This is a genomic window from Limnothrix redekei LRLZ20PSL1, from assembly GCF_043235035.1.
Taxonomy (GTDB): Bacteria; Cyanobacteriota; Cyanobacteriia; order CACIAM-69d; family CACIAM-69d; genus CACIAM-69d.
Genome location: NZ_JAZAQF010000013.1, coordinates 21,747 through 43,018, shown reverse-complemented (window position 1 = coordinate 43,018; position 21,272 = coordinate 21,747). Strand labels below are relative to the sequence as shown.

Annotated in this window: 18 protein-coding genes; 8 read left to right on the top strand and 10 right to left on the bottom strand. The window is 56.8% G+C overall.

Features of this window, described 5'->3' with window-relative positions; genetic code table 11:
* The first annotated feature begins 239 nt into the window (after positions 1-239).
* The 3 genes from glyQ (at position 240) to VPK24_RS02890 (ending at position 4,307) form a co-directional block, all read left to right on the top strand.
* The gene (glyQ, locus tag VPK24_RS02900; RefSeq protein ID WP_190354519.1) at positions 240-1,133 is read left to right on the top strand and encodes a glycine--tRNA ligase subunit alpha; all 894 of its coding nucleotides are present in this window, start codon (positions 240-242) and stop codon (positions 1,131-1,133) included.
* A gap of 125 nt (positions 1,134-1,258) precedes the next feature.
* Positions 1,259-1,759, top strand: coding sequence for a DUF4079 domain-containing protein (locus VPK24_RS02895; RefSeq protein WP_099531918.1), 501 nt, complete (start codon positions 1,259-1,261; stop codon positions 1,757-1,759).
* Positions 1,760-1,949: 190 nt separating this feature from the next.
* The gene (locus tag VPK24_RS02890) at positions 1,950-4,307 is read left to right on the top strand and encodes a ComEC/Rec2 family competence protein (RefSeq protein ID WP_393010554.1); all 2,358 of its coding nucleotides are present in this window, start codon (positions 1,950-1,952) and stop codon (positions 4,305-4,307) included.
* 54 nt (positions 4,308-4,361) lie between these two features.
* Here the strand turns inward: VPK24_RS02890 and VPK24_RS02885 are convergent, their stop codons facing one another.
* The 10 genes from VPK24_RS02885 to hemB form a co-directional block, all read right to left on the bottom strand.
* Positions 4,362-5,048 (bottom strand): lecithin retinol acyltransferase family protein, encoded by a 687-nt coding sequence (locus tag VPK24_RS02885; protein WP_393010552.1) that lies wholly within the window; start codon positions 5,046-5,048, stop codon positions 4,362-4,364.
* Between the two features lie 505 nt (positions 5,049-5,553).
* Entirely contained in the window at positions 5,554-5,751 is a 198-nt protein-coding gene (locus VPK24_RS02880) for an NblA/ycf18 family protein (protein ID WP_099533531.1), read from the bottom strand.
* 879 nt (positions 5,752-6,630) lie between these two features.
* Complete coding sequence (gene crtR, locus VPK24_RS02875; RefSeq protein ID WP_099533522.1) at positions 6,631-7,533, bottom strand: beta-carotene hydroxylase; 903 nt, start codon at positions 7,531-7,533, stop codon at positions 6,631-6,633.
* 45 nt (positions 7,534-7,578) lie between these two features.
* Positions 7,579-7,734, bottom strand: coding sequence for a hypothetical protein (locus VPK24_RS02870; RefSeq protein ID WP_393010550.1), 156 nt, complete (start codon positions 7,732-7,734; stop codon positions 7,579-7,581).
* A gap of 222 nt (positions 7,735-7,956) precedes the next feature.
* Positions 7,957-8,964 (bottom strand): 2-hydroxyacid dehydrogenase, encoded by a 1,008-nt coding sequence (locus VPK24_RS02865; RefSeq protein WP_393010548.1) that lies wholly within the window; start codon positions 8,962-8,964, stop codon positions 7,957-7,959.
* 150 nt (positions 8,965-9,114) lie between these two features.
* Entirely contained in the window at positions 9,115-9,498 is a 384-nt protein-coding gene (locus tag VPK24_RS02860) for a RidA family protein (protein ID WP_393010546.1), read from the bottom strand.
* Positions 9,499-9,551: 53 nt separating this feature from the next.
* A complete protein-coding gene (locus VPK24_RS02855) occupies positions 9,552-10,787 on the bottom strand; it encodes a tetratricopeptide repeat protein (protein WP_393010544.1) in 1,236 nt (411 codons plus the stop codon).
* 25 nt (positions 10,788-10,812) lie between these two features.
* Positions 10,813-11,571 (bottom strand): Uma2 family endonuclease, encoded by a 759-nt coding sequence (locus VPK24_RS02850; RefSeq protein ID WP_393010542.1) that lies wholly within the window; start codon positions 11,569-11,571, stop codon positions 10,813-10,815.
* Between the two features lie 86 nt (positions 11,572-11,657).
* Positions 11,658-13,901 (bottom strand): choice-of-anchor Q domain-containing protein, encoded by a 2,244-nt coding sequence (locus VPK24_RS02845; protein WP_393010540.1) that lies wholly within the window; start codon positions 13,899-13,901, stop codon positions 11,658-11,660.
* A gap of 230 nt (positions 13,902-14,131) precedes the next feature.
* The gene (gene hemB / locus VPK24_RS02840; protein WP_190354512.1) at positions 14,132-15,115 is read right to left on the bottom strand and encodes a porphobilinogen synthase; all 984 of its coding nucleotides are present in this window, start codon (positions 15,113-15,115) and stop codon (positions 14,132-14,134) included.
* A 523-nt stretch (positions 15,116-15,638) separates the two neighbouring features.
* Between hemB and VPK24_RS02835 the strand changes: the two genes are divergently transcribed.
* The 5 genes from VPK24_RS02835 (at position 15,639) to fabZ (ending at position 21,231) form a co-directional block, all read left to right on the top strand.
* Positions 15,639-16,091, top strand: a complete 453-nt coding sequence (locus tag VPK24_RS02835) for a DUF4870 domain-containing protein (protein WP_393010538.1) — start codon at positions 15,639-15,641, stop codon at positions 16,089-16,091.
* 162 nt (positions 16,092-16,253) lie between these two features.
* The gene (gene purC / locus VPK24_RS02830; protein ID WP_393010536.1) at positions 16,254-16,976 is read left to right on the top strand and encodes a phosphoribosylaminoimidazolesuccinocarboxamide synthase; all 723 of its coding nucleotides are present in this window, start codon (positions 16,254-16,256) and stop codon (positions 16,974-16,976) included.
* Between the two features lie 277 nt (positions 16,977-17,253).
* Entirely contained in the window at positions 17,254-19,479 is a 2,226-nt protein-coding gene (locus tag VPK24_RS02825) for a BamA/TamA family outer membrane protein (protein WP_393010534.1), read from the top strand.
* A 95-nt stretch (positions 19,480-19,574) separates the two neighbouring features.
* Complete coding sequence (gene lpxC, locus VPK24_RS02820; RefSeq protein WP_393010559.1) at positions 19,575-20,492, top strand: UDP-3-O-acyl-N-acetylglucosamine deacetylase; 918 nt, start codon at positions 19,575-19,577, stop codon at positions 20,490-20,492.
* Positions 20,493-20,706: 214 nt separating this feature from the next.
* Positions 20,707-21,231, top strand: coding sequence for a 3-hydroxyacyl-ACP dehydratase FabZ (gene fabZ, locus VPK24_RS02815; RefSeq protein WP_393010532.1), 525 nt, complete (start codon positions 20,707-20,709; stop codon positions 21,229-21,231).
* Positions 21,232-21,272: the final 41 nt, after the last annotated feature.

The window sequence follows — 21,272 nt, the reverse complement described above, 5'->3', positions numbered from 1 at the left end:
GCTTCGCTTCCCCCTCAGCGCTTTATTAAATTAACAACCTTTCTTGCCTTTGTCAACACCTTTTGAAAAAAAATTTCCTACGCCCCAACCCCAAATTCCCCCAATTTCCCTCCCAGTCAACACTTTGAGCGAATAAATTCTCTTCGATTTTTCTATTTGAATACGAGGCGCGCCCCAGAGTCGGTACGATCGGGGCGCGCTGTTTTATGGATGACTGAGTGGATAAGGAGGATTCGGCAGTGTTTTTTCAGGATGCGATCGCGACGTTGCATGGGTTCTGGGCAGGTCAGGGCTGCTTGATTGGTCAGCCCTACGATACGGAGAAGGGGGCGGGCACGAAGAATCCCCATACGTTTTTGCGGGCGCTGGGGCCGGAACCTTGGTCGGTTGCCTATGTGGAGCCTTGCCGCCGGCCGACGGATGGGCGGTATGGGGAGAATCCAAACCGCTACCAGCACTACTACCAGTACCAGGTGCTGATTAAGCCGTCGCCGGACAATATCCAAGAGATCTATCTGGATTCGCTGCGGGCGTTGGGAATTCGCCCGGAGGATCATGATGTGCGGTTTGTGGAGGATAACTGGGAGGATGCGTCGGTTGGCGCTTGGGGTGTGGGTTGGGAGGTTTGGCTGGATGGAATGGAGGTGACGCAGTTTACGTATTTCCAGCAGTGCGGTGGTTTGGATTGCGATCCGGTGTCGATCGAGATTACCTATGGCTTGGAGCGGTTGGTGATGTATCTCCAAGGGGTGAGTGCGATCGCGGATATTCGTTGGAATGACCGGCTGCTCTATGGCGATGTCCATATGCAGGGAGAAATTGAGCAGTGCCACTACAATTTCGAAGCGTCGGATCCAGAGATGCTGTTTGCGCTGTTTGGGTTGTACGAGAAGGAAGCGCTGCAACTGATTGAGCGGCGTTTAGCGATTCCGGCGTTGGATTTTGTGCTGAAGTGCTCGCACACGTTCAATATGTTGGACGCACGGGGGGTGATTGCGGTGATGGAGCGAACGCGCTATATCGGCCGCATTCGCGGGATGGCGCGGCAGGTGGCGAAGCTTTATGTGGAGCGGCGAGAGGAGATGGGGTTTCCGCTGTGCCGATCGACGGCTGGGGTGTTGACGAAGGTTTAAAGGTTTAAAGAGCAGAGAGCAAGGGCTGGGGAAAGGGGGCGATCGCGAAAGTCTTTATACTCAAAAGGACTGATGGGCCTGGCTATTAGGTCTCGATGAGCCGCTTTTGAGAGAGGACGAGGAGAATGGATTTGCTTTCGACGGTTGCAGACCGGCTGACGGAGATTCTGGAGCCGATCGCGGCTCAGTTTCGGGGAATGAATTTGCCGGAACCAGTCACCCATTGGGGCCACCCACTGATGATGGGGATTGTGATGTTTGCGATGGGAACCGCTGCGGTCGTGATGGGCTGGAAGGGCCGCCTGACAGAACCGAGTGATGCAAAGGTCACAATGCTGACGAGCCATAAGCGTTTGGCTCTTTGGATGACGACGTTTATGGCGATGGGTTACTCGGGCGGTTTGTTGTCGCTGATCATGCAACAGAAGCCGATTCTGGAAAGTCCCCACTTCTGGACGGGGACGCTGGTGCTGGGATTGTTGGGTGCTAATGGTGCAATTTCCATGTCGAAGTTTGGGGGCGGTCAACCGGCATTGCGGACGGCCCATGCTTATTTGGGGTCGTTGGCGTTTGGAGTCATGGTGCTCCATGCAATTTTCGGATTGCGGTTGGGCCTGTCGCTGTAAGCCATTGGCGATCGGGAGTGGGTTCGATGGCTAGTCTGAGCGCGATCGCAGGGTGCTGGCGCGTTACAGACTGGCACTTGGCCGAGTCATGAATTGGGGCGATCGGGTGGCAGGATGTCTACTCGATCGCCCTTTTTAATCGCTGCCTGGTTTCAGAACGAGGATTTCACAACGAGGAGCTGAAGCAACGATGACGGGACCGGCAATTTTAGGGTTGGCATTTGTGGCGGGATTGCTGGTCTGGGGACTGCCGGGTGGCGGGTTGTGGCTGCTGGGCTTGGGGCTGGTGATGGCGGGGGTGCGATCGAGTGCGATCGCCCGGCGGTTGCCCTGGCTTGACCCGAGCTTGAAGCCCTTGTTTTGGGTGGTGGCGGGTTGTGTGGGATTGATGGCCACGCTGTATTTGCAATGGCGACTGCCACAGCCGGGCACGGATGACATTAGCCGCGCGATCGCCCGTTTGGAACAGGCCGGCCAGGCGATCGAGCTGGCCACCGTTCGGGGTCAGGTGGACTCAGCCTATCAAATCACCCAGTCCGGCAAAGCCAGATTTTGGCTGCAATCCACGCAATTGCTGCAAATTCCAACGGCCACCGGCCCCACCATCAACCCACCCCCCCAAAATCTGGCCCAGAGCGTTACGGGCCGAGTCTATGCAACGGTTCCTCTGCTCCAAGCAACGGGGCTGAAACCGGGTCAGATGGTGGAAGTAACGGGACGGTTATATCGACCGCAAAGGCCCACCACCCCCGGCGGGTTTGACTTTGCTTGGTATTTGCAGCGGGAAGGTAGTTTTGCAGGGATATCTGGGCAAACAGTTCAGACCATTGATGGGGCGGTGCAACCGGATTCTTGGTGGAGCCTCAGTGCCTTCAATCCCCAGATGGTGCGCAAGCGCCTGGTGCAATCCCTGGTCAAGGTGATGGGATTTCCGGAAGGCGCGTTTCTGGGGGCCTTGATTTTGGGTCGGCTGGCCGTGGACTTGCCCGCAGATCTACAGACCACTTTTGTGCGAGCTGGCCTGTCCCATGTGTTGGCTGCATCTGGTTTTCAGATTGTGGTGATTTTGGGGGTGTTTTTAGGGTTGATTCGGGTGCGCCCCTTGCCCTTGGCGGTGGCGATCGGGGGTGGAATCTTGCTCGGGGGTTATGTTTGGCTGGCGGGGGCCAGTCCCTCCGTGCTGCGGGCAGGGTTGATGGGGGCAGCGGTTTTGTGGGGGATGGCTCAACAGCGCCAAGTGAATTCCTTAGGCGCGTTGCTGGCGGTGGTGGTGGTGATGTTGTGCTGGAACCCGCTCTGGGTTTGGGACTTGGGGTTTCAGTTTAGTGTGCTGGCCACGTTGGGTCTGGTGGTGTCGGCAACGGCGATCGCCCAGCGGTTAAGCTGGCTACCGGAGTTTGCGTCAGAACCGATCGCCTCAGCCCTGGCGGCGACAATCTGGACGATTCCAGTGCAACTGTGGGCTTTTTATCAGATTTCTGTCTATGGGCCGATCGCCTCAGCCTTGACCAGTCTTTGGGTCTCGGTGTTAACAGTAGTGGGGTTAATCGCAGCAGTGGTGATTGGCCTGTTGCCACCCTTGGGAAACTGGTTGGCCAGCGGCTTGGTTTATCCCGTACGGGGATTGTTGACCTTTGGAGAATGGATCGCCAGTTGGCCAGGCAGCGCGATCGCCGTGGGAGCGATCTCGATCGGGCAGTTGTTGGTTTTATATCTCCTGCTGGTGGCCGTTTGGCAGTTGCCCTGGTTCCAGCGGGCCAATCGTTGGAGCCTAGTGGCGATCGGGGCTTTAGTGGTGGCGATCGGGCCCGGTTGGTTGGCTCGCAGCGGGGAACTCACGGCCACCGTTCTGGATGCGGGCAGCCAACCGATGTTGGCCGTGCGGGATGGAGGGCGCTTGTTGCTGGCGGGAGCCGGAGACTTACCCGTAGCTCAGTTCACGGTGTTGCCCTTCTTGCGCCAACAGGGCATTAACCGCATTGAAGTTGGGGTGGTGATGAGCGATCGCCCCGATCGACGGCGAGGGTGGCTGCGAATTTTGGAACAACAACCGATCGCCAACCTATACGATCAACCGCTGCAAACGGCCGCTTCTAATGTCGATCGAGCCATGGTCAGTGCTGCTCGGGTTCGCAACGGTCGCTACAGCAACCTGGCAGCCGGTCAAACCTTGCGCATGGGCCGCGCCAACCTCACGGTTATTGACCCGATCGCCCCCGCCTTAGCCTTGGAATTGGGGAAAGAGCGCTGGTTTCTCCTGGGCAATTGTTCCGTCGCTCAACAAAAACTGCTCGCCCAAGCGGGACAGTTGCGATCGGTCACTGGTCTTTGGTGGCCAGGTCAAGACCTCGCCCCGGAACTGGTGGCCGCTTTGCAACCCCGCTGGGCGATCGCCTCCACCCGTGAACTTGCACCCACCGTTACCCCCCTCTTGAGATCGCAACGGGCGCAACTTTACCAAACCGGCGAAGACGGAGCCATCACCTGGACTGCCAATCAAGGTTGGCGGGCTGCCCTAGACAGCATTCCCAGCGACCAACCGCTTTAGGCTTCAGCGATCGAGGCTTCAACACTCCAGAATTTAACGGAGTCGCGCAGTAGATTATGAGATTTTTTTAGCGTTCCGCAGCAATGTTTCAGTCATCTCCGCCAACCGATCGAGATCTGTCTTGAGGGTTTGGGCCCGCTCTTTGGCCGCCAACTTCCGGGCGATCGCCCGCCGCGCCACCGGCTCCCTCCCTTGCTGCATGGCCAACAGCGCCACCTCATGCCAATCCCGCAGCTCCTCCACAGCCCGGTTGTATTGCGGTTGCAAATTATTCCAAACCGGTTTGATATCCGCCAAGGCGCGATCGAGAATGGCCTGCACCTGAGCCTGCTCATCCCCCGACTCCGTGGGCTGATGCAGCACCTGATCAACCCAATCGGGATCCGCTTTCTCCAGAAAAGGCAAAAAGTCTTGTATTTGATGGCTCACCGCCCGGCCCGTTTTGCACCAAGTGGCAAAATGCTCGCAATTATTCAGCAGCAGGCTATATTTTGTTTCTCCTAACCGACTGGCCGCGCGCTGGATCGTCGCATCGGGCAAATAGCAAGTGGCATAGCGCTTCACGGTGACCGGTTGTGTGCTGGCAAATTCCAGCAAGGATGTGCGCGTCACCTTGGGCACTTCACCGCGCTTGGAGTAATGGATCACGGTTCCATCACCACAATCAATCCCGTGATGCTCATAGGCACTTTGCAACCCGGCCAGAGATCGCATCACGTAAATTTGGTCGCCCCGCGCCATGGGTCAAAATCCTCGCACCAAACCTCAAAACCAACCAACTACGAGTTAAACGGATCGCCACCGCTACAGCGATCGAGAGTGATCACCGACAGTGGTCAACGTAGCGATGATCAACGTAGCGATCGAGAACAGTTACCGCTACCCCTTGGCCCCTTAAACCAAGAGGGGATCCGATCGAAATCGTATCCCCTCCAAGCTAGCGTTCTTTACGGACTTTCGGAACAACTTTCGGGTGCCGGGCCCGGTGTTCCTAGGAGGCAAACCATTCAACATGACATTGTGGGGTGGTGTTCGGAAGCGTTGAAACCATGGAGCTATGGGCAGGTCGATGCACAGGGTCAGCAGCCAAGCTCAACAATTCAATCACCGAAACAGGGACAACCCTTTGGCCCTGGGTGGGAGAGCGTTACCCCAACACCCCCAGTTCGGTTCACAACGAGAACAGAGCAGGAGACGGAGGCAGCTCGCACCAAGTCATCAGGCTGGCACAGGTTGAAACCGGTGATTAGGGCGCTTGAAAACGCTCGCCGAGACCCCACTCATGCTTCAGAAACTCCTTGTACATGGTTTCTTTGACGATCATTTGGCGATACAGCTCAACCAAGAATTGCTGGGCCTGTTCAAGGCTCATGTGGGCTACCTGACTTTCGAAGGAGCGGATGTTGAACTGCTGTTCGAGGCTCAATTCAAATGAATGATCCATGGTAGTCACCTCACTGGGTGTAGCGGTTGCGAAGTCCCGCGCGATCGCCGAGTTGTTGTGTCGTCGTAGGGATTCGGCTCGATCGCACCGCAGACGGTCGTTGGTTTCAGTCTTGATCCCCATGGGTGGGGCAACGTCAAGGTTGAATGACCTATCTGCCCTTTAGATTATGACATCTTGTAACGAGTGTTTGACAAAATGCATACAGTTTCATCCAGAGACTGATTGCATTGCCTCATGGTTCCCATCACGGCGGGCGGCCATCCGGATGGCTGGGCACGTTTTCCCGATCGCCCTAACGGGAAGCCAAAACCTGTGACCGCGTAATGTTGGAGCGATTGGTTCCATTTTTCCCGGTTGCAATCATCGATCGCGCAGGTCTGAAAACGGCTTCGGGAGAAGAGGGCAAGGCAGCAGGACCCTGCGCCGGCCACTCAAGGCCACAGCCCGATCACAGGGGGCGATCGGGGAGGTGCTAATGATGTAGCGAATTTTTCCGAGGCAAAATGCTTGTGGCCAACAAAGAACACAGAGCCAGCAACCGATGGGTTGAACCAACCCATCCGCCCAACAGCTCAGCCCCCGAGTCCGCCAGTGGGAGCGATCGGGCTAAAAAGCAACCCCTGCCTGGCATTGACGATCACCAGACAGGGGATTGATGCGGAACTGAGATTGAGCAATCGATCGGGAAGTCGTCAGGAATTAATCAGAAATTTATCGGGATCAAATCAGCAAATTAGTCATCAATCAGCGATGAATACCCGGGTTTCCTGACAAATCATGATGATTTGGGCCTGGCTCTTGTTTCCCGATCGCTCAATCTCGCTCAACATCGCTCAATACCGCCCGATGTTGCTCACCAACATGGCTCAACCTGACTCAGTGGCGATGGAAACGAATGCCCAAAAACACGTCATACATGAAATTCCAGAAATTTTTTTGGTCTCCCAGAATGCCCAGTGTCTGCGGCGATCCTTTCTGATCCAGCAACGGCTTCACCCGTTCATAAACCGTTTTGTAGTGATACCAAGGGATTGAGGGCCAAAGGTGGTGAATCAGGTGATAGTTTTGCCCCAAAATCAACCAATTCAGCAGAGCGCTCGGATAGACCCGTGCATTTTTCCAGCGATTGCGCTCCTCAAACGGCCGATGGGGTAAATAGTCAAAAAACAATCCCAGGGCCAACCCCACCACCAACGCGGGCGAGAACCAGAAATTCATCACATAGCCAATGAAGTCCCAATGGATGCCGGCCCACACAATGCCCACCAGCACCATCCGACTCAGAAACCATTCCAGCAACTCATACTTGCGCCAGAGCTTGCGTTGGAAGAAGAAAATTTCGTGATAGAAAAATCGGGGTGCAATTAACCACAGGGGCCCGCAGGTGGAAACAAAGTGATCGGGGTCGTTTTTGGGGTCGTTGACATTGGCGTGATGTTGCAGGTGAACCCGTGTGAACACGGGAAAGGCAAACCCCAACATCAGGGCGCTGCTGTGGCCCAGGATGGCATTGACGATCGGGTATTTGTGGGCGGCGTTGTGGGATGCGTCGTGAATGACGGTTCCCGACAGGTGCATCGCCAGCACATTGGCACAAAAACAAATCCAGTCCGGCCAGTGCCATAGCCAATAGCCACAGACGGAGAGCACCACAATTGCGGTGGCGGCCACCATCATTAGCAGCGTGGGGTTAAACAGTTCCTGGGGTGGGTCGAGATATTCTCGCGGAACGTGCTGCACTGCGGTCGTGGGCTGCTCGGGGGCCACCGCGATCGTCATGGTCGCTCCTTGGCTGAGAAACGTTATGGTTTGTTAAAAATACTTCTAAGAATGATACGGCAACAACCCGCAATCCTTTTTAACCAATTGTTGTATTTCTCTAAAGTCTTGTCTTTCAAGCCTGCAAAGTCCGGCAAGTTCTGACCAACCGGTGCAGAACAGCGCTAATTGATCTGATTGCTCACCATGGGTCAAATCCATGAGGGCGCAGAGGGCGCACAACTGCACGCCCCTGATCAATTAACACTGAAGGCAATGACTAAGAAGGGCAGGAAAGGCCCCGAGTCGTCATCGATAAGCCGTGATCATGGTTCGTTGGGGCTGGTATCCCTTGAGGCTTGCAATAACAGCTTCTCAATCACAGGAACGCAACAGCAGCAACACGACAGCAGCAACACAAAATTTTCCAGCATTCGCATTTCCCTAATCAGGAAGACGCACCTCATTGGCGATCGGTTGGTGTTGCTCGAAGGCGGTGAGGTTTTCAATGGTGGTGCGAGCAATGTCCCCCAAGGCTTCACGGGTAAAAAAGGCTTGGTGAGCGGTGATGATCACGTTCGGGAACGATTGCAGCAACTGGAAAGTATCGTCCTGGATCACGGTGTCGGACAGGTCACGGAAAAAGAGTTCGGCCTCTTGCTCATAGACATCGATGCCCAGATAGCCAATTTGACCCGATTTGATGCCTTCGATCGCGGCTTTGGTGTCCACCAATTGGCCGCGGCTGGTGTTGATTAGCATTACGCCAGGCTTCATCTGATCGATCGCCTGTTTGCTGATCAGATGGTGCGTGTCGTGGGTCAGAGGGCAATGGAGGGAAATGATGTCTGACTGGGCAAACAGTTCCGGCAAGGAGACATAGCGGGCCGTCCCGATCGCTTCAAATTGGGCGTTGGGGTAGACATCATAGCCCAGCACTTTGCAGCCAAAACCGGTCATAATTTGAGCCAAAATCAAGCCGATTTTTCCCGTTCCCACAATCCCGATCGTCCGGCCGTGAAGATCAAAGCCCAACAGGCCATTGAGGGAAAAATTATCGTCCCGCACGCGGTTATAGGCTCGGTGCAGCTTGCGGTTGAGCGCCTGGATCAAACCCACCACATGCTCGGCCACGGAGTAGGGAGAATAGACCGCTACGCGAGCAACGGTGAGGCCACAGTCTTGGGCGGCACGCAGATCAACGTTGTTGTAGCCCGTGCAGCGAAGGGTAATCAGTTTTGTGCCGTTGTCGGCCAGAAGCTTGAGGGTTTCGGGCCCTCCGTCATCGTTCACGAAAATGCAAGCGGCGGGAAATCCAGCGGCGAGGGCGGCGGTGTGGGCTTCGAGGCGAGTATCAAAGTAAACCAGTTCGTGGGGATGACCGGCGTTGGCGTTGGCGGCATCCAAAAATTGGCGATCGTAGGGTTCCGTGCTGAAAACGGCAACTTTCATAGGTTTCCCCAAACTCTAAACGTCCCAAGACCCTTGAATCGGGCCTGTGGGCATGATGCCACGGGAATTTTGGGGATGGGGCGATCGCGTCAATGGCCTGCGATCGGCCCTGGTCAACTCCAGCCCCAGCCAGCCACCGAGATCGATCGCCTAGGACTGCTTGAGGGCAGTCACTTGGATTTCAATCTTCATGGCCGGATCAGCCAACCCCGCCGAGATCATCGTGCAAGCGGGGCGCACCTCCCCGAAATACTGCTTCAGCACCGGCCAACATTGGGGAAAATCCGCCGCATCCGGCAGGATGTAGGTGACGCGCACCACATCTTTCAACGAGGATTCGGCTTGCTGGAGAGCGGCTTCGATGTTTTTGAGGCACTGCTCGGTTTGCTCGGCCACGCTGTCGGAAATCGTCATAGTGTCGTAGTTGAAGCCCGTCGTGCCCGACACGAAAACCCAGGGATCCTGGCGCACGGCGCGGCTATAGCCGATTTCTGCTTCAAAGGACGAGCCGGAGCTAATCAGTTGTCGAGCCATCTGGAAACATCCCTAGGAAATGATTTTTGAACCATGGGATAGGATAACCGACGCTAGCGGGGCCGACTGTTGACATACTCCCTTAATTTCTGGGCATCAGCAGAGTTGGGCCAACGCTGAAGAACGCTGTCTAGCTGGGCCCTGGCCTCGGCCCAACGATCCGACCAAACCAGGGCTTCGGCAATGCCCACTTCAGCCAGTTCCCGATCGGGATGGTCGGGCGGCAGTTGGGCCAGGACAGCGCGAAAGGAGTTGATCGCCCGTTGATGTTGGCCCCAAATTAGGCAGTTTTTCCCCAGCTTTAGGTAAAAACCCGGCCCCTGGGGAGCGAGGGCCAGGGCCCGTTGATAGGCGCGATCGGCCTCGGCCGAGTCTCCTCGGGATTGGTAGAAATCCCCCATCAGGTCTTCGACGATTGCCGCTTTAACCGTTTCTCCCAAGGAATCGAGACCCGTGTGGGCATCCACCACCCGCCGCAGGGCGGCCCGGGCCGCCATTGGTTGATAGCGAATGGTGAGCAACGCGCCTAGGCGGTAATGCCCCCAAACCAAGTCTGGCTCCAGTTTGAGGGCAGTTTGATAGGCTCGGATTGCGCCTTCGTAGTCCATTTGCCGCTCCAGAACCATGCCTAGCCCTAAGTGGGCCTGGGCAAAGTTGGGCCGCAGTTGCAAGGCGGTGCGATAGGCCTGAAGGGCGGCGGTTATTTGCCCAAGGCGATAGGAGTCGTAGGCCAGCTCAAACTGGGCGCTGGCGGCGATCGAGGGTTCCGATCGGGTGGGGCCGCTGTAGCCATTGCCCCGCAATCCAGAATCCGTGACCGGTTCTCCTAGGGGTGAAACCTGCCGTTCCAGGAATAAATCCAAGAAGCCATAGATCGGATCTCGCTCGATCGCTTGGTGGTAGTAATCCAAAGCGGCGGTGGGCTGTTCAGCCATCAGGTGGGCGCGGGCCAGCTTGAACAGGGCGATCGTTACGGATACCTCGGCGCTTTCTCCCAAGGCACGGTAACCCGCCAGGGCCGTTTGATACCACTCGATCGCGGTTTCAGGATGCTGGGTGCAAAGCTGCCAATCCCCCAGGTTTTCCGCGGCCTCGGGGGGAAGGGTTTTGCTGCGATCGGGAGCCGGTTGCAAGTTTTGGCAATCAATCAAAGCCGGCAAGACCGGTGGTTCGGACGTTGGCGAAGGCATGGCCCGGGCGATCGGCTGGCCAGGGGCGATTGTCCCTAGCCAAAGTCCCCATCCCACCAAGCCGATTTTGACCCGGCCGATTTTGATCGATCGCAACATCGATGCTTACTCCCTTTCCTGTGCTTTAGGGGTCGATCGTTTCGGGATCCAGCCCCAATTCTCGCAGTCGAGCTGCGAGGCGATCAGCACGCTGCTGGGCCTGTTCAGCCCGTTGGCGCTCTTCTGCCGCCTGTTGTTGGGCCTGTTCAGCTTGCTCCCGTGCTTGTGCGGCTTGCTGCTCCGCTTGTTCAGCCCGTTGGCGCTCCTCAATCAGGGTGGAAAAAGGCTGGCCGTCTGGCCGCAGGAGCGTGAGGGTCTCTTCGCCCAGTTGGAACCGAATGCCCAACCGAGGACTGACCCAATTATCCGGTTCATCCACCGGTTCCAGCGCCTCGCCTGCCCCCCGAATCAAGATGCTCAGATCGTTGCGATCGGGGTCATAGATGTAATATTCCTCCACGCCATGGCGGTGATAGAACATCTGCTTTTTCATCATTTCGGTTAGGCGATTCCCCGGCGACAAAATTTCAAACACCACCTGCGGGGCGATGTTGTTTTCGCGCCATTGCATATAAGAACCCCGATCGCCCTTGGGTGCGCCAAACACCACCATCACATCGGGCGCTTGGCGGGTTTTGTTGTCGCCTTCAACGGGATACCAAAGTAAGTCGCCCGCCACAAAGACTTGGGGATCGTTGGCAAAGAGGGCGGCGAGGTTGCTATGGATGGTTTGAATCCATTGGAATTGTTTCGTGTTGTCGGCGATCGGCTGGCCGTCGCTGTCGGGATACTCGATCGGTTTCGGTTGGATTATTCCCGGTGCGCTGGGGGTTTGGGCAATCATCGGCGGATCCTCACGATCGCAATTGCTCTCATTATGACAAGGGGCGATCGGCCAGGTCGGATTGGGCGATCGCCCCTTGGATGGTGCTAGATGGTTCCGAAGTCTGCCGGGTCAAACACCGCCGGACTCACCCCCTGCACAAAGGCCAACACCTCACTGCCAAAGCGAATTTCCGCCCCACCGCTGACCGTGGCAAAACTGAGGCCACCAAAGGCCAACGGAGCCGCCAGCAAAATTCTGTCCGTCCCGTCTTGGTAATCAGTAATCGTTTCCGTGCCCTTGCCGGAACCAATGATGAATCGATCGGCCCCTGCGCCCCCCGTGAGGAGATCGTTGCCCAAATCGCCCGAGAGCAAATCAGCCCCGTCACCGCCCACCAGGGTGTCATTGTCTTGCCCCCCAAAGAGGGAATCATCGCCCAAATCGCCCGAGAGCAAATCTGCGCCGATGTTGCCAAACAGGCTGTCGTTGTTTTGGCCGCCAAACAGGCTATCCGCATCACGACCGCCATAAAGCTCATCGTCACCGATGTTGCCGAAGATCTGGTCATTGCCTAGGTTGCCGAAGAGTCGATCGCGATCGCGCCCGCCAAACAGGAAATCCGCACCATCGCCGCCCAATAGGGTGTCATCACCCGCATTCCCAAAGAGGCTGTCATCGCCCGCATTGCCGAAAACATTGTCACTCCCGCTGAGGGCCACCACCCGATCGTTCCCGGCCAGGGCATCGGCCGAATCGGCGTTATCGGTCAAGTTCAGGTCATCATTACCGGCAGTGAACTGACCGACTGGGGGCGGAGTTGTGCCACCGCCACCCACACCAAATTCCGTGGAGCCAATGTCGATCGCCCCATCACGCGGCAAACTGCGCTGATCCGTCGTCACACCGGCCACGGCTTTTCCGGCGTTAATGGCCGGGCTGCCCGCTTGCAACAAATAGCCCAATTGTCCGCCGCCAATGTCTTGCAGGGGCCCTAGCTTTGGATCGGCCACGATCGCGCTGCCGGTAATTTGCGGATCTTTGCCCCCGGGCAACGAGGCGGGAAATTGCAGGTTATTGCCCCCATCGGTCAGGGTGCGGTTGGTTTGGAACGATTCGCTAAAGCTGTTGCCGGCCCGATTGTTCACAAACAAACTGTTCGTGACTTCCACCGAGGACGCATCATTTTTGAAAATGCCGCCGCCAAAGCCACTCGCGGTGTTGTTAGCCAAGGTGACATTAATTAGCTTGTTCGCCTGATTATTGGCAAAGAAAATGCCGCCGCCAATTCCCCGCAGCGGATCGGGATTCACCGCTTTGTTATTCCCGATCGTGGTGTTGATGATTTGCACTGAAGCATCTTCCGCAATCCAAACCCCGCCACCTTGAGTTTCAGCATTGTTATTGGCGATCGTACTGTTGCGAATGATCGCATCCCCCACGGCCAAGCGCACACCGCCCCCCAAGCCATTCCCGCCCGGATCGGCCACCACGGTGTTGTCAACAATGATTGAATTCTCAATCAACGCCTTGTCCGGTCGGTAGGGATAGAGCGAAAGCGCCCCCCCTTGAGCAGCGGCTCGGTTGGCCGAAAAGTAGCTGCTCCGAATGATCATTTGACCACCCACCCCATCGCCAAATTTGCTGGCAGCATCAGCGTAGATGGCCCCGCCTTGGCCCCAAAAGGCCACGCCGCCTTTGCTGGAATCGTTACCCAGAAAACGGCTGTTTTCCACTAGCAATTCGGTTTGGATCGTGCCGATCGCCCCGCCGTTGGTTCCTTTGTTGTTGGTGAATTCGCTGTTGCGCACCACCAGCGTCGTTTCGGCCCAACTTTGCACCGCGCCGGCCCCAAACTCCACGATCGAGCCGCTATTTTTTTGACTGGCTCGGTTGTTGTCAAAGCGGCTGTTGGTGATCGTGCCCTTCCCCTGAAACTCCAGGGACACCGCACCGCCGGAGAAGTTTTCCGCCTCGTTGTTGCGGAAGGTGACGTTATCGATCGTCAGGTTGACGCGAATGTCAGTGCCAATCCCCGCGCCGGAAGTGCTGACGTTGGTGGCTCCTCGGGTGCGCCCATCGGCCACGGTCAGGTTGCGAAACGTGGCGGAACCGCCCTGCTTGCTGACATAAAACACCCGACTGCTTTCGTTGCCGCTAATCACCAGCCCTGGCGCATTGGCTCCATCGATGATGATGTCCCGATCGACCAACAGTTGGCCACTGGTGAGGCGAATGGTTTGGTTGGCCAAGTTGGGGGCAAAGGTGATGGTGTCGCCATTGGGGGCCGCCGCCAGGGCCGCACGCAGGGAACCGGGGCCGTTATCGGCCAGGGAGGTAACGAGTGTCATAGATTTCCAGGAGAGACTTGATGAGGCCTGTTTTAGCAGACGCAGCTTCCTCAATTCGAGTGCCGCCGCCTGTGCCACTTACCTCAGGAGCACCCTGGATCTAAAAAACCAAATCCAAAAAGCCAAATCTAAGAAGCTTTATCAAAGACAAGGGGCTTAAGCCCCTTGCCCCATAGCAACTGGTGCTTGGTGAGTGCCTGAAAACCTGAAAATACGTCTCAGGAATCCGCTTAGCCCTTCAGCCAGCGAGCCACATCCTTGGCGTGGTAAGTCAGAATCAAATCTGCGCCCGATCGCTTAAAGCTGGTCATGGTTTCCATCACCACGCGTTGCTCATCAATCCAACCGTTGAGGGCCGCCGCCTTCACCATCGAATATTCACCGGAAACGTTATAGGCCGCCACAGGCAAATTGCTAGCTTCCTTCACGCGCCAAATGATGTCCATGTAGGCCAGGGCCGGCTTCACCATCAACATATCCGCCCCTTCAGCAATGTCCAGGACAATTTCCTTGATGGCTTCCCGCCCATTGGCCGGATCCATTTGATAGGTGCGGCGATCGCCAAATTGCGGGGTTGATTCAGCCGCATCCCGGAACGGCCCATAGTAAGCCGAGGCATATTTAGCAGCGTAGGAGAGGATTGGAATATCTTGGAACTTAGCCGCATCCAAGGCTTCCCGAATGGACTTCACAAACCCATCCATCATCCCCGAAGGTGCAATGATGTCGGCTCCGGCATTGGCTTGGGCAATGGCGGTTTTTTTCAGCAATTCCAAGGTGGGATCATTCAGAACTCGTCCGCTGAGATCGCCCGTTTCCAAATAGCCACAGTGCCCATGGCTGGTGTATTCGCACAGGCAAGTATCCACCGCTACCACCAAATCGGGCACGGCTTTTTTCACGGCTTCGGTTGCCTTTTGGACAATGCCGCAATCATGCCAAGCACCGGTTGCATCGGTGTCTTTTTCAGCGGGAATTCCAAACAAAATGATGGCAGGAATTCCTAGGTCATAAACCTGTTTGGCTTCTTCAACAATTTTGTCGATCGAGAGTTGATAAACACCCGGCATCGACTTTACTTCGTTCGCCACCCCTTCACCCGGTACAGCAAACAACGGGTAGATCAAATCGTTGGTGGTGACGACGGTTTCCGCAACCATGCGGCGCAGGGTTTCGCTAGTCCGCAAACGACGAGGGCGATGGGTGGGGAACATAGGGTGTTAAAGGATTGAGTCTCAAAAACAGGGAGGCTGATCGGCGTTTTTAGCGTAAAGCCTGAGGGGCCAACGAAGATGAGAGCGTAAAGATACGTAAAGTTTGATCAGGAAAAATGTGCTCAGGATTCACTGATTTGCTCGGAATTTGCTCGGAATTTGCTCGGAATTAGTTCGGAATTAGTTCGGGATTGGCTCAGGATTGGCTCAGGATTTACGCAGAATTATTTGTTCAGGATGAGTTTTGGGCAGTTTGCCCGCTGCGATCGCTCCCTGGATCAGCGAGGGAGCAAAGCGGCACGATCAGCACAAATGAGTGCAAATAAACATTACAAGCCGCCAAGTCCTCAGGATGCTGTCCCCAAAAGTCGATAGAACTAAGGTATCGATGTTTTAGTTGCCCGATCGTGTTGCTGTGGCGTAGTTGCTAACACGAGTCGGTTGACCTTGGGTTGAAACGTTGAAACTCGGTTGAGACGGCCGCCGCACATCGTCGCCCGCATTGACCGGTCAGGAGGTGTTTATGGGATGGCAACTTGGGCAATGGCAGTTCGAGCCTTGGCGCACCGATTCGCCCCAACCGGATCAGTCGGATTGGCTGGCAACGTTGGCCCACTGGTCAGTGTTCCTAGGCTGCGGTTTGGGAATGGTGACCCTGGCCCCGATCGGGGTCGATCGCGCAGTGTTATTGGAATTGGTCTGCTGCGGTTTGGCGATCGCAATTATGGTGGCGGCTCCTGACCCCCGTGCTCAGGCCAACGCCCGATCGGCTGTGAATTTTCATCTCAACGTTTTGGTAGCGGCCGCCCTTTGCAGCGCCCTGGTGGGAATTCCGTTTCTGATTGCCCTGACGATTAAGGCGCTGGTGTCGCCCCTGTTGGCGGCCGCCCGCGTGGCTGAGGAACCAGGCTATATCCATCACTACGATTTCCTGTGGCAATGGCTGAACCCCGATCGCAATCGGGTGGGGATTTAACCAGACAGGAATCTAGCCGCGCAGCAGTGCAGTAATCCAACCAGGCCGCCGGGCGGCCATCGAGCCGTCGCGATCGCTCAACGGCTGTCCATGGACGACAGGCCCTAAGCTGGATGGGTCGAAATTTATTGCGCTTCAGGAATTATTGCGCTTCAGGAATCCATGACCGCTCTACAAAAGCTTTACGAAGGCAAAGCCAAAATCTTGTACGCCACGGCGGATCCCACCATTCTGTTGGCCTGTTACAAGGATGATGCCACGGCGTTCAATGCCCAAAAACGAGGGACGATCGCGGGTAAAGGGCGCATTAACTGCACCATGTCGGAACACCTGTTTCGCAAGCTAGAAGCGGCGGGCGTGCCGACCCACTTTGTGGACTGCCCCGCTCCCAATGAAATGCATGTGCGGGCCTTAACCATCGTGCCGTTGGAAGTGATTGTGCGGAATTTTGCCGCCGGTAGTCTTTGCAAACAAACAGGCATTGCCCTGGGTACGCCGCTAGACCCCCCGTTGATTGAGTTCTGCTACAAGAACGATGAATTTGGGGATCCGTTGGTGACGGAGGGCCGAATCTACGCCATGAAGTTGGCCACGCCAGCTCAGGTACGAGAAATTACGGAGCTGACCCAACGGATTAACGAAATCCTGCGCGACTTTTTCCAGCAGTGCGACATTATCTTGGTGGACTTCAAGATCGAATTCGGCATCGACTCCGGCGGGCGGATTGTGCTGGGGGATGAGATTAGCCCGGATACCTGTCGCCTGTGGGATGCCAAGGAAACCGACCCGATCGCCCGGGTGTTGGATAAGGATCGCTTCCGCCAAGATTTAGGAAACGTGGAAGGGGCTTATCAGCGAGTCCTGGAAAAGGTTTTGGCAAATTAGAGATCCCCTGGCCACTCTCAAGCGACAAACTCCTGCGGTAGGATTGCACTGTTTTGGTTGTTGGTTGGGTTGTCGGTTAGCGAACCGAATTCAGATGGAGTGAGATGGCTCCCGGTGGCGCGTGGTCGATTGCAATCCTCGATCGATGTCCGACCCCTAAATTCGGAGCAACGGCGCAGCAGCGAGCCTCAAACCCATCTCAATGGCTAAATTGGACGCTAACCCGTTGTTTCCACCGCCACATCGAAAGTTGGCTGCGTCCTAAGGTGAGGAGTGTATGCGTGTTTTGCGTTTGATGATCCTGTGGCCAGTGCTGGCTGCAAGTGCCACGATCGTCTCGGTGACCAGTCCAGCAGTCCGTGCGACAGAACCACCCACGGCGACGGAATCGGCAGCAGCATCAACGGCGGAATCGGCAACGAAGCCACCCACGGACTCGCCATTGGCCACCCAGTCAGCGGCGGAACCAGCCATGGACTCCGCTGCCATGACTCCGAAGTTGTCGCCGGTTTCCCCAGCGGTCACGGCTAATCCTGTGCCACCCGCCCCGATCGCGGTGGCCGCCGGCCCAACAGGCCCAACAGCACTACCCCCAACGGCCAACCCGGCCAACAGCCCGATCGCCGCCGGGCCCGCACAATCCAGCCCCCAGCCCCCAACCGGGGCGATCGCCCAGGGGGAACCCGCCCCCAGCCCAGCCGCCGAAGAACCCGCCGCCCCTGAGCAAACCCCAACCGAAGCCAGAGTTCTGGTTGCGGAAGTGGTTGTGGCCGGCGCAGAAGCCACCTTGCAAGAGGAGGTTTACAAAGTCATTCGCACCCGGCCAGGTCAAACGGCCACCCGCAGCCAACTGCAAGAGGACATCAACCGCATTTTTGCCACGGGGCTATTCGCCAATGTGCGTGCCGTGCCGGACGACACCCCCTTGGGGGTACGGGTCACCTTTGAGGTCACCCCCAACCCGGTTTTACAAGCGGTGCGGATCGAAGGCTCCACGGTGCTGCCAGCCACGGAAATCGATCGCATCTTTAGCCCCCTGTATGGCTCCACCCTGAACCTGAACAAGCTGCAAGAGTCGATCAAACAGCTCACCCAGTGGTATCAGTCCAATGGCTATGTGCTGGCTCAAGTGGTGGGATCGCCGCGCGTGGGTCAAGACGGCAACGTGACCCTGGAAGTGGCGGAAGGACAAATCGAAGACATCAACATTACCTTCCTGAACGACGACGGCAAGCCCACCAACGAAGATGGCACAACCGTCACCGGCCGCACTCGTGATTTCATTGTGTTCCGTGAAATGGACACCAAACCGGGCGCAGTGTTTAACCGCGATCAAATTCAAAAGGATTTGCGGCGCGTCTTTGGGCTGGGCATTTTTGAAGATGTGCAGTTGACCCTCAATCCCGGCACGGATCCGCGCAAGGTGGATGTGTCGGTGAATCTTCAGGAGAAAAACACTGCCGTTTTGGGAACGGAAGTGGGCTTTAGCTCCACCAGCGGCATTTTTGGCTCCGTCAGCTTCCAGGAGCAAAACCTGGGGGGCAATAACCAAAAGCTGGGCGCAGAAGTGCAACTGTCGGAGCGGGGTTTGGGCTTTGACCTCAGCTTCACGGATCCTTGGATTGCAGGTGACCCCAACCGAACGTCCTACACGGTAAACCTCTATAAGCGGCGATCGATCTCGCTGATCTTTGATGGGGGTGAGCGGGAAGTGGAGTTGGACAATGGCGATTTGCCTCGGGTCGATCGCACCGGGGGGCGCGTGGTCTTTAGCCGGCCCCTGTCCAGCACCTGGAGCGGCTCCTTGGGGGCAGAGTTCCAGCATGTGCGCATTGTCGATCGCGATGGCGACCTCAGCCCCGAAGACGAAGATGGCAACCAACTGGCCTTCAACGAGGATGGCAAGGACGACATCTTCACCTTGCAACTGGCCCTGACCAACGATCGCCGGAACGATCGGGTCACCCCCACCCAAGGCTCCTTCTTGCGGGTGGGTCTGGATCAAGCCATTCCCATTACCGGTATTTTCTTCACCCGACTGCGGGCCAACTACAGCCGCTATTTCCCGGTGGAATTCACCAAGTTCACCAACGGCCCCGAAACGATCGCCGTGAACCTGCAAGCGGGCGGCGTGTTTGGAGACTTGCCTCCCTATGAAGCTTTCCCCCTAGGCGGCACCAACTCCGTGCGCGGGTTTGATGAAGGCGAGGTGGGCAGCGGTCGCTACTTCTTCCAATCTTCAGTGGAATATCGCTTCCCCCTGTTGAAGGTGACGGAACAAATTCCCGTGGGCGGCGTGCTGTTCCTGGACTTTGCCACCGACCTTGGCTCTGGGGAAGATGTGCCCGGGCAACCGGCCGTGGTGCGTGAAAAGCCCGGTTGGGGTGTGGGCTATGGGGTTGGACTGCGGGCCCGCACGCCCTTTGGCCCAATCCGGCTGGATTATGGCTGGAACAGCGAGGGCGGCAATCGACTGCACTTTGGTATCGGTGAGCGGTTCTAGGGACGATGCAAAGGGAATTACCAACGGCATTAGAACCAGAACGGCAAGCGGAACCCCAACCGGAACTCGCGATGGCCAGGCCGTCCTCGGAGGCTATGGCGATCGCACCGGAGATCCAGCACCCGATCGCCCCCCTGCGAACCCTGGGCCAGGCCTTCAGTCGATCGGGCGTGGGGCTACATTCCGGATTGCCCGTGACCCTGTGGGTGCAGCCCAGCCTGGAACCGGGCATTCGGTTTGTGCGCACGGACTTGCCCGATCGCCCGGTCATTCCCGCGCGTTGGGATTTGGTTTCTCAAACGCAACTGTCCACGGAGGTTCGATCGCCCCAAGATCCGCAAGCCACCGTCCGCACAATCGAGCACCTGATGGCCGCCTTGGTCGCCTGTGGCGTGGGGGCGGCCCAAGTGGAAATTAATGGCCCCGAAGTCCCCCTGTTAGACGGTTCCGCCATTGAATGGTGTCGGGCGATCGCCCTGGCCGGTCTGCGGGCATTGCCGAGCACCCGCACGCCAAAACCCCATCAAGAAACCATTGCCGACCCCCTTTGGATCCATGAGGGTGATGCTTTTGTGGCCGCCTTGCCCGCCACAGAACTGCGATTTAGCTATGGGATTGACTTTGCCCTACCCGCGATCGGCAACCAGTGGCACAGTTGGTCACCCGGAGAAGCCTTCTGCCCGATCGAGCCGGAACCCCAGCCCGGCTCCTTTGCCCACGACATTGCCCCCGCCCGCACCTTTGGCTTAGCCCACCAAATTGAACAATTGCGGGCCGCCAACCTGATCCGAGGTGGCAGTCTGGATAATGCTCTGGTCTGTGGCGAAGCGGGCTGGCTGAATCCGCCTTTGCGGTATGAAAATGAGCCAGCGCGTCATAAAATCTTAGACTTAGTTGGCGACTTGGCCCTGCTCGGAACCATTCCGCGCGCCCATTACTTGGCTTACAAAGCCAGCCATCGTCTTCATGGGCAACTGGTGGCCAAACTGGCGGCAGTGATCGGCAATGAGTAATCGATCGGACATCAATCAGCAATTGATTCGGAACTTGATCGGAAATGATTCATTGAAAATCAGCGCTAACCCAGGGTTCCGCCATTGCTTAGTCAACACCCATCCAATTGCCCAGCAGCGGATAGGCACGCCCATCCCTCGCAGGAGTTCGTGACCATCCGTGGTTCTGCCCGCTCGATCGCCCACTGGCCCGTTGTTTAGGTTGTAAAGTCCTATGTCCACTGTTTCTGCTCCAGAACCCGTTGTCACCGCCCAGACCCAGGACACAACCACAACGGATCAGGCCGATCACCCCGCTGGGCCCACCACCTTCACCGTTGAAGACATTCACCGGCTGCTCCCCCACCGCTACCCCTTCGCCTTGGTCGATCGAATCATCGACTATGTTCCCGGTAAGCGGGCCGTGGGGCTAAAAAATGTCACCTTCAATGAACCCCACTTCCAAGGCCACTTTCCCAATCGCCCGATCATGCCAGGGGTGCTGATTGTGGAAGCCATGGCTCAGGTGGGCGGCGTGGTGCTCACCCAAATGCAAGACAACCCCGGTCAAGGTTTGTTCATGTTTGGGGGCATTGACAAGGTGCGCTTCCGTCGGCCCGTGGTTCCCGGTGATCAACTGATCATGACCGTCGAACTGCTTTGGGTGAAGCAAAAACGCTTCGGCAAAATGCACGGCCGGGCGGAAGTGGAAGGGCAACTGGCCTGTGAAGGCGAGTTGATGTTCTCCCTGGTGGACTAGCGGACTAGTTGACGAACTAGACTTTTCAGCATTGGCTAAAC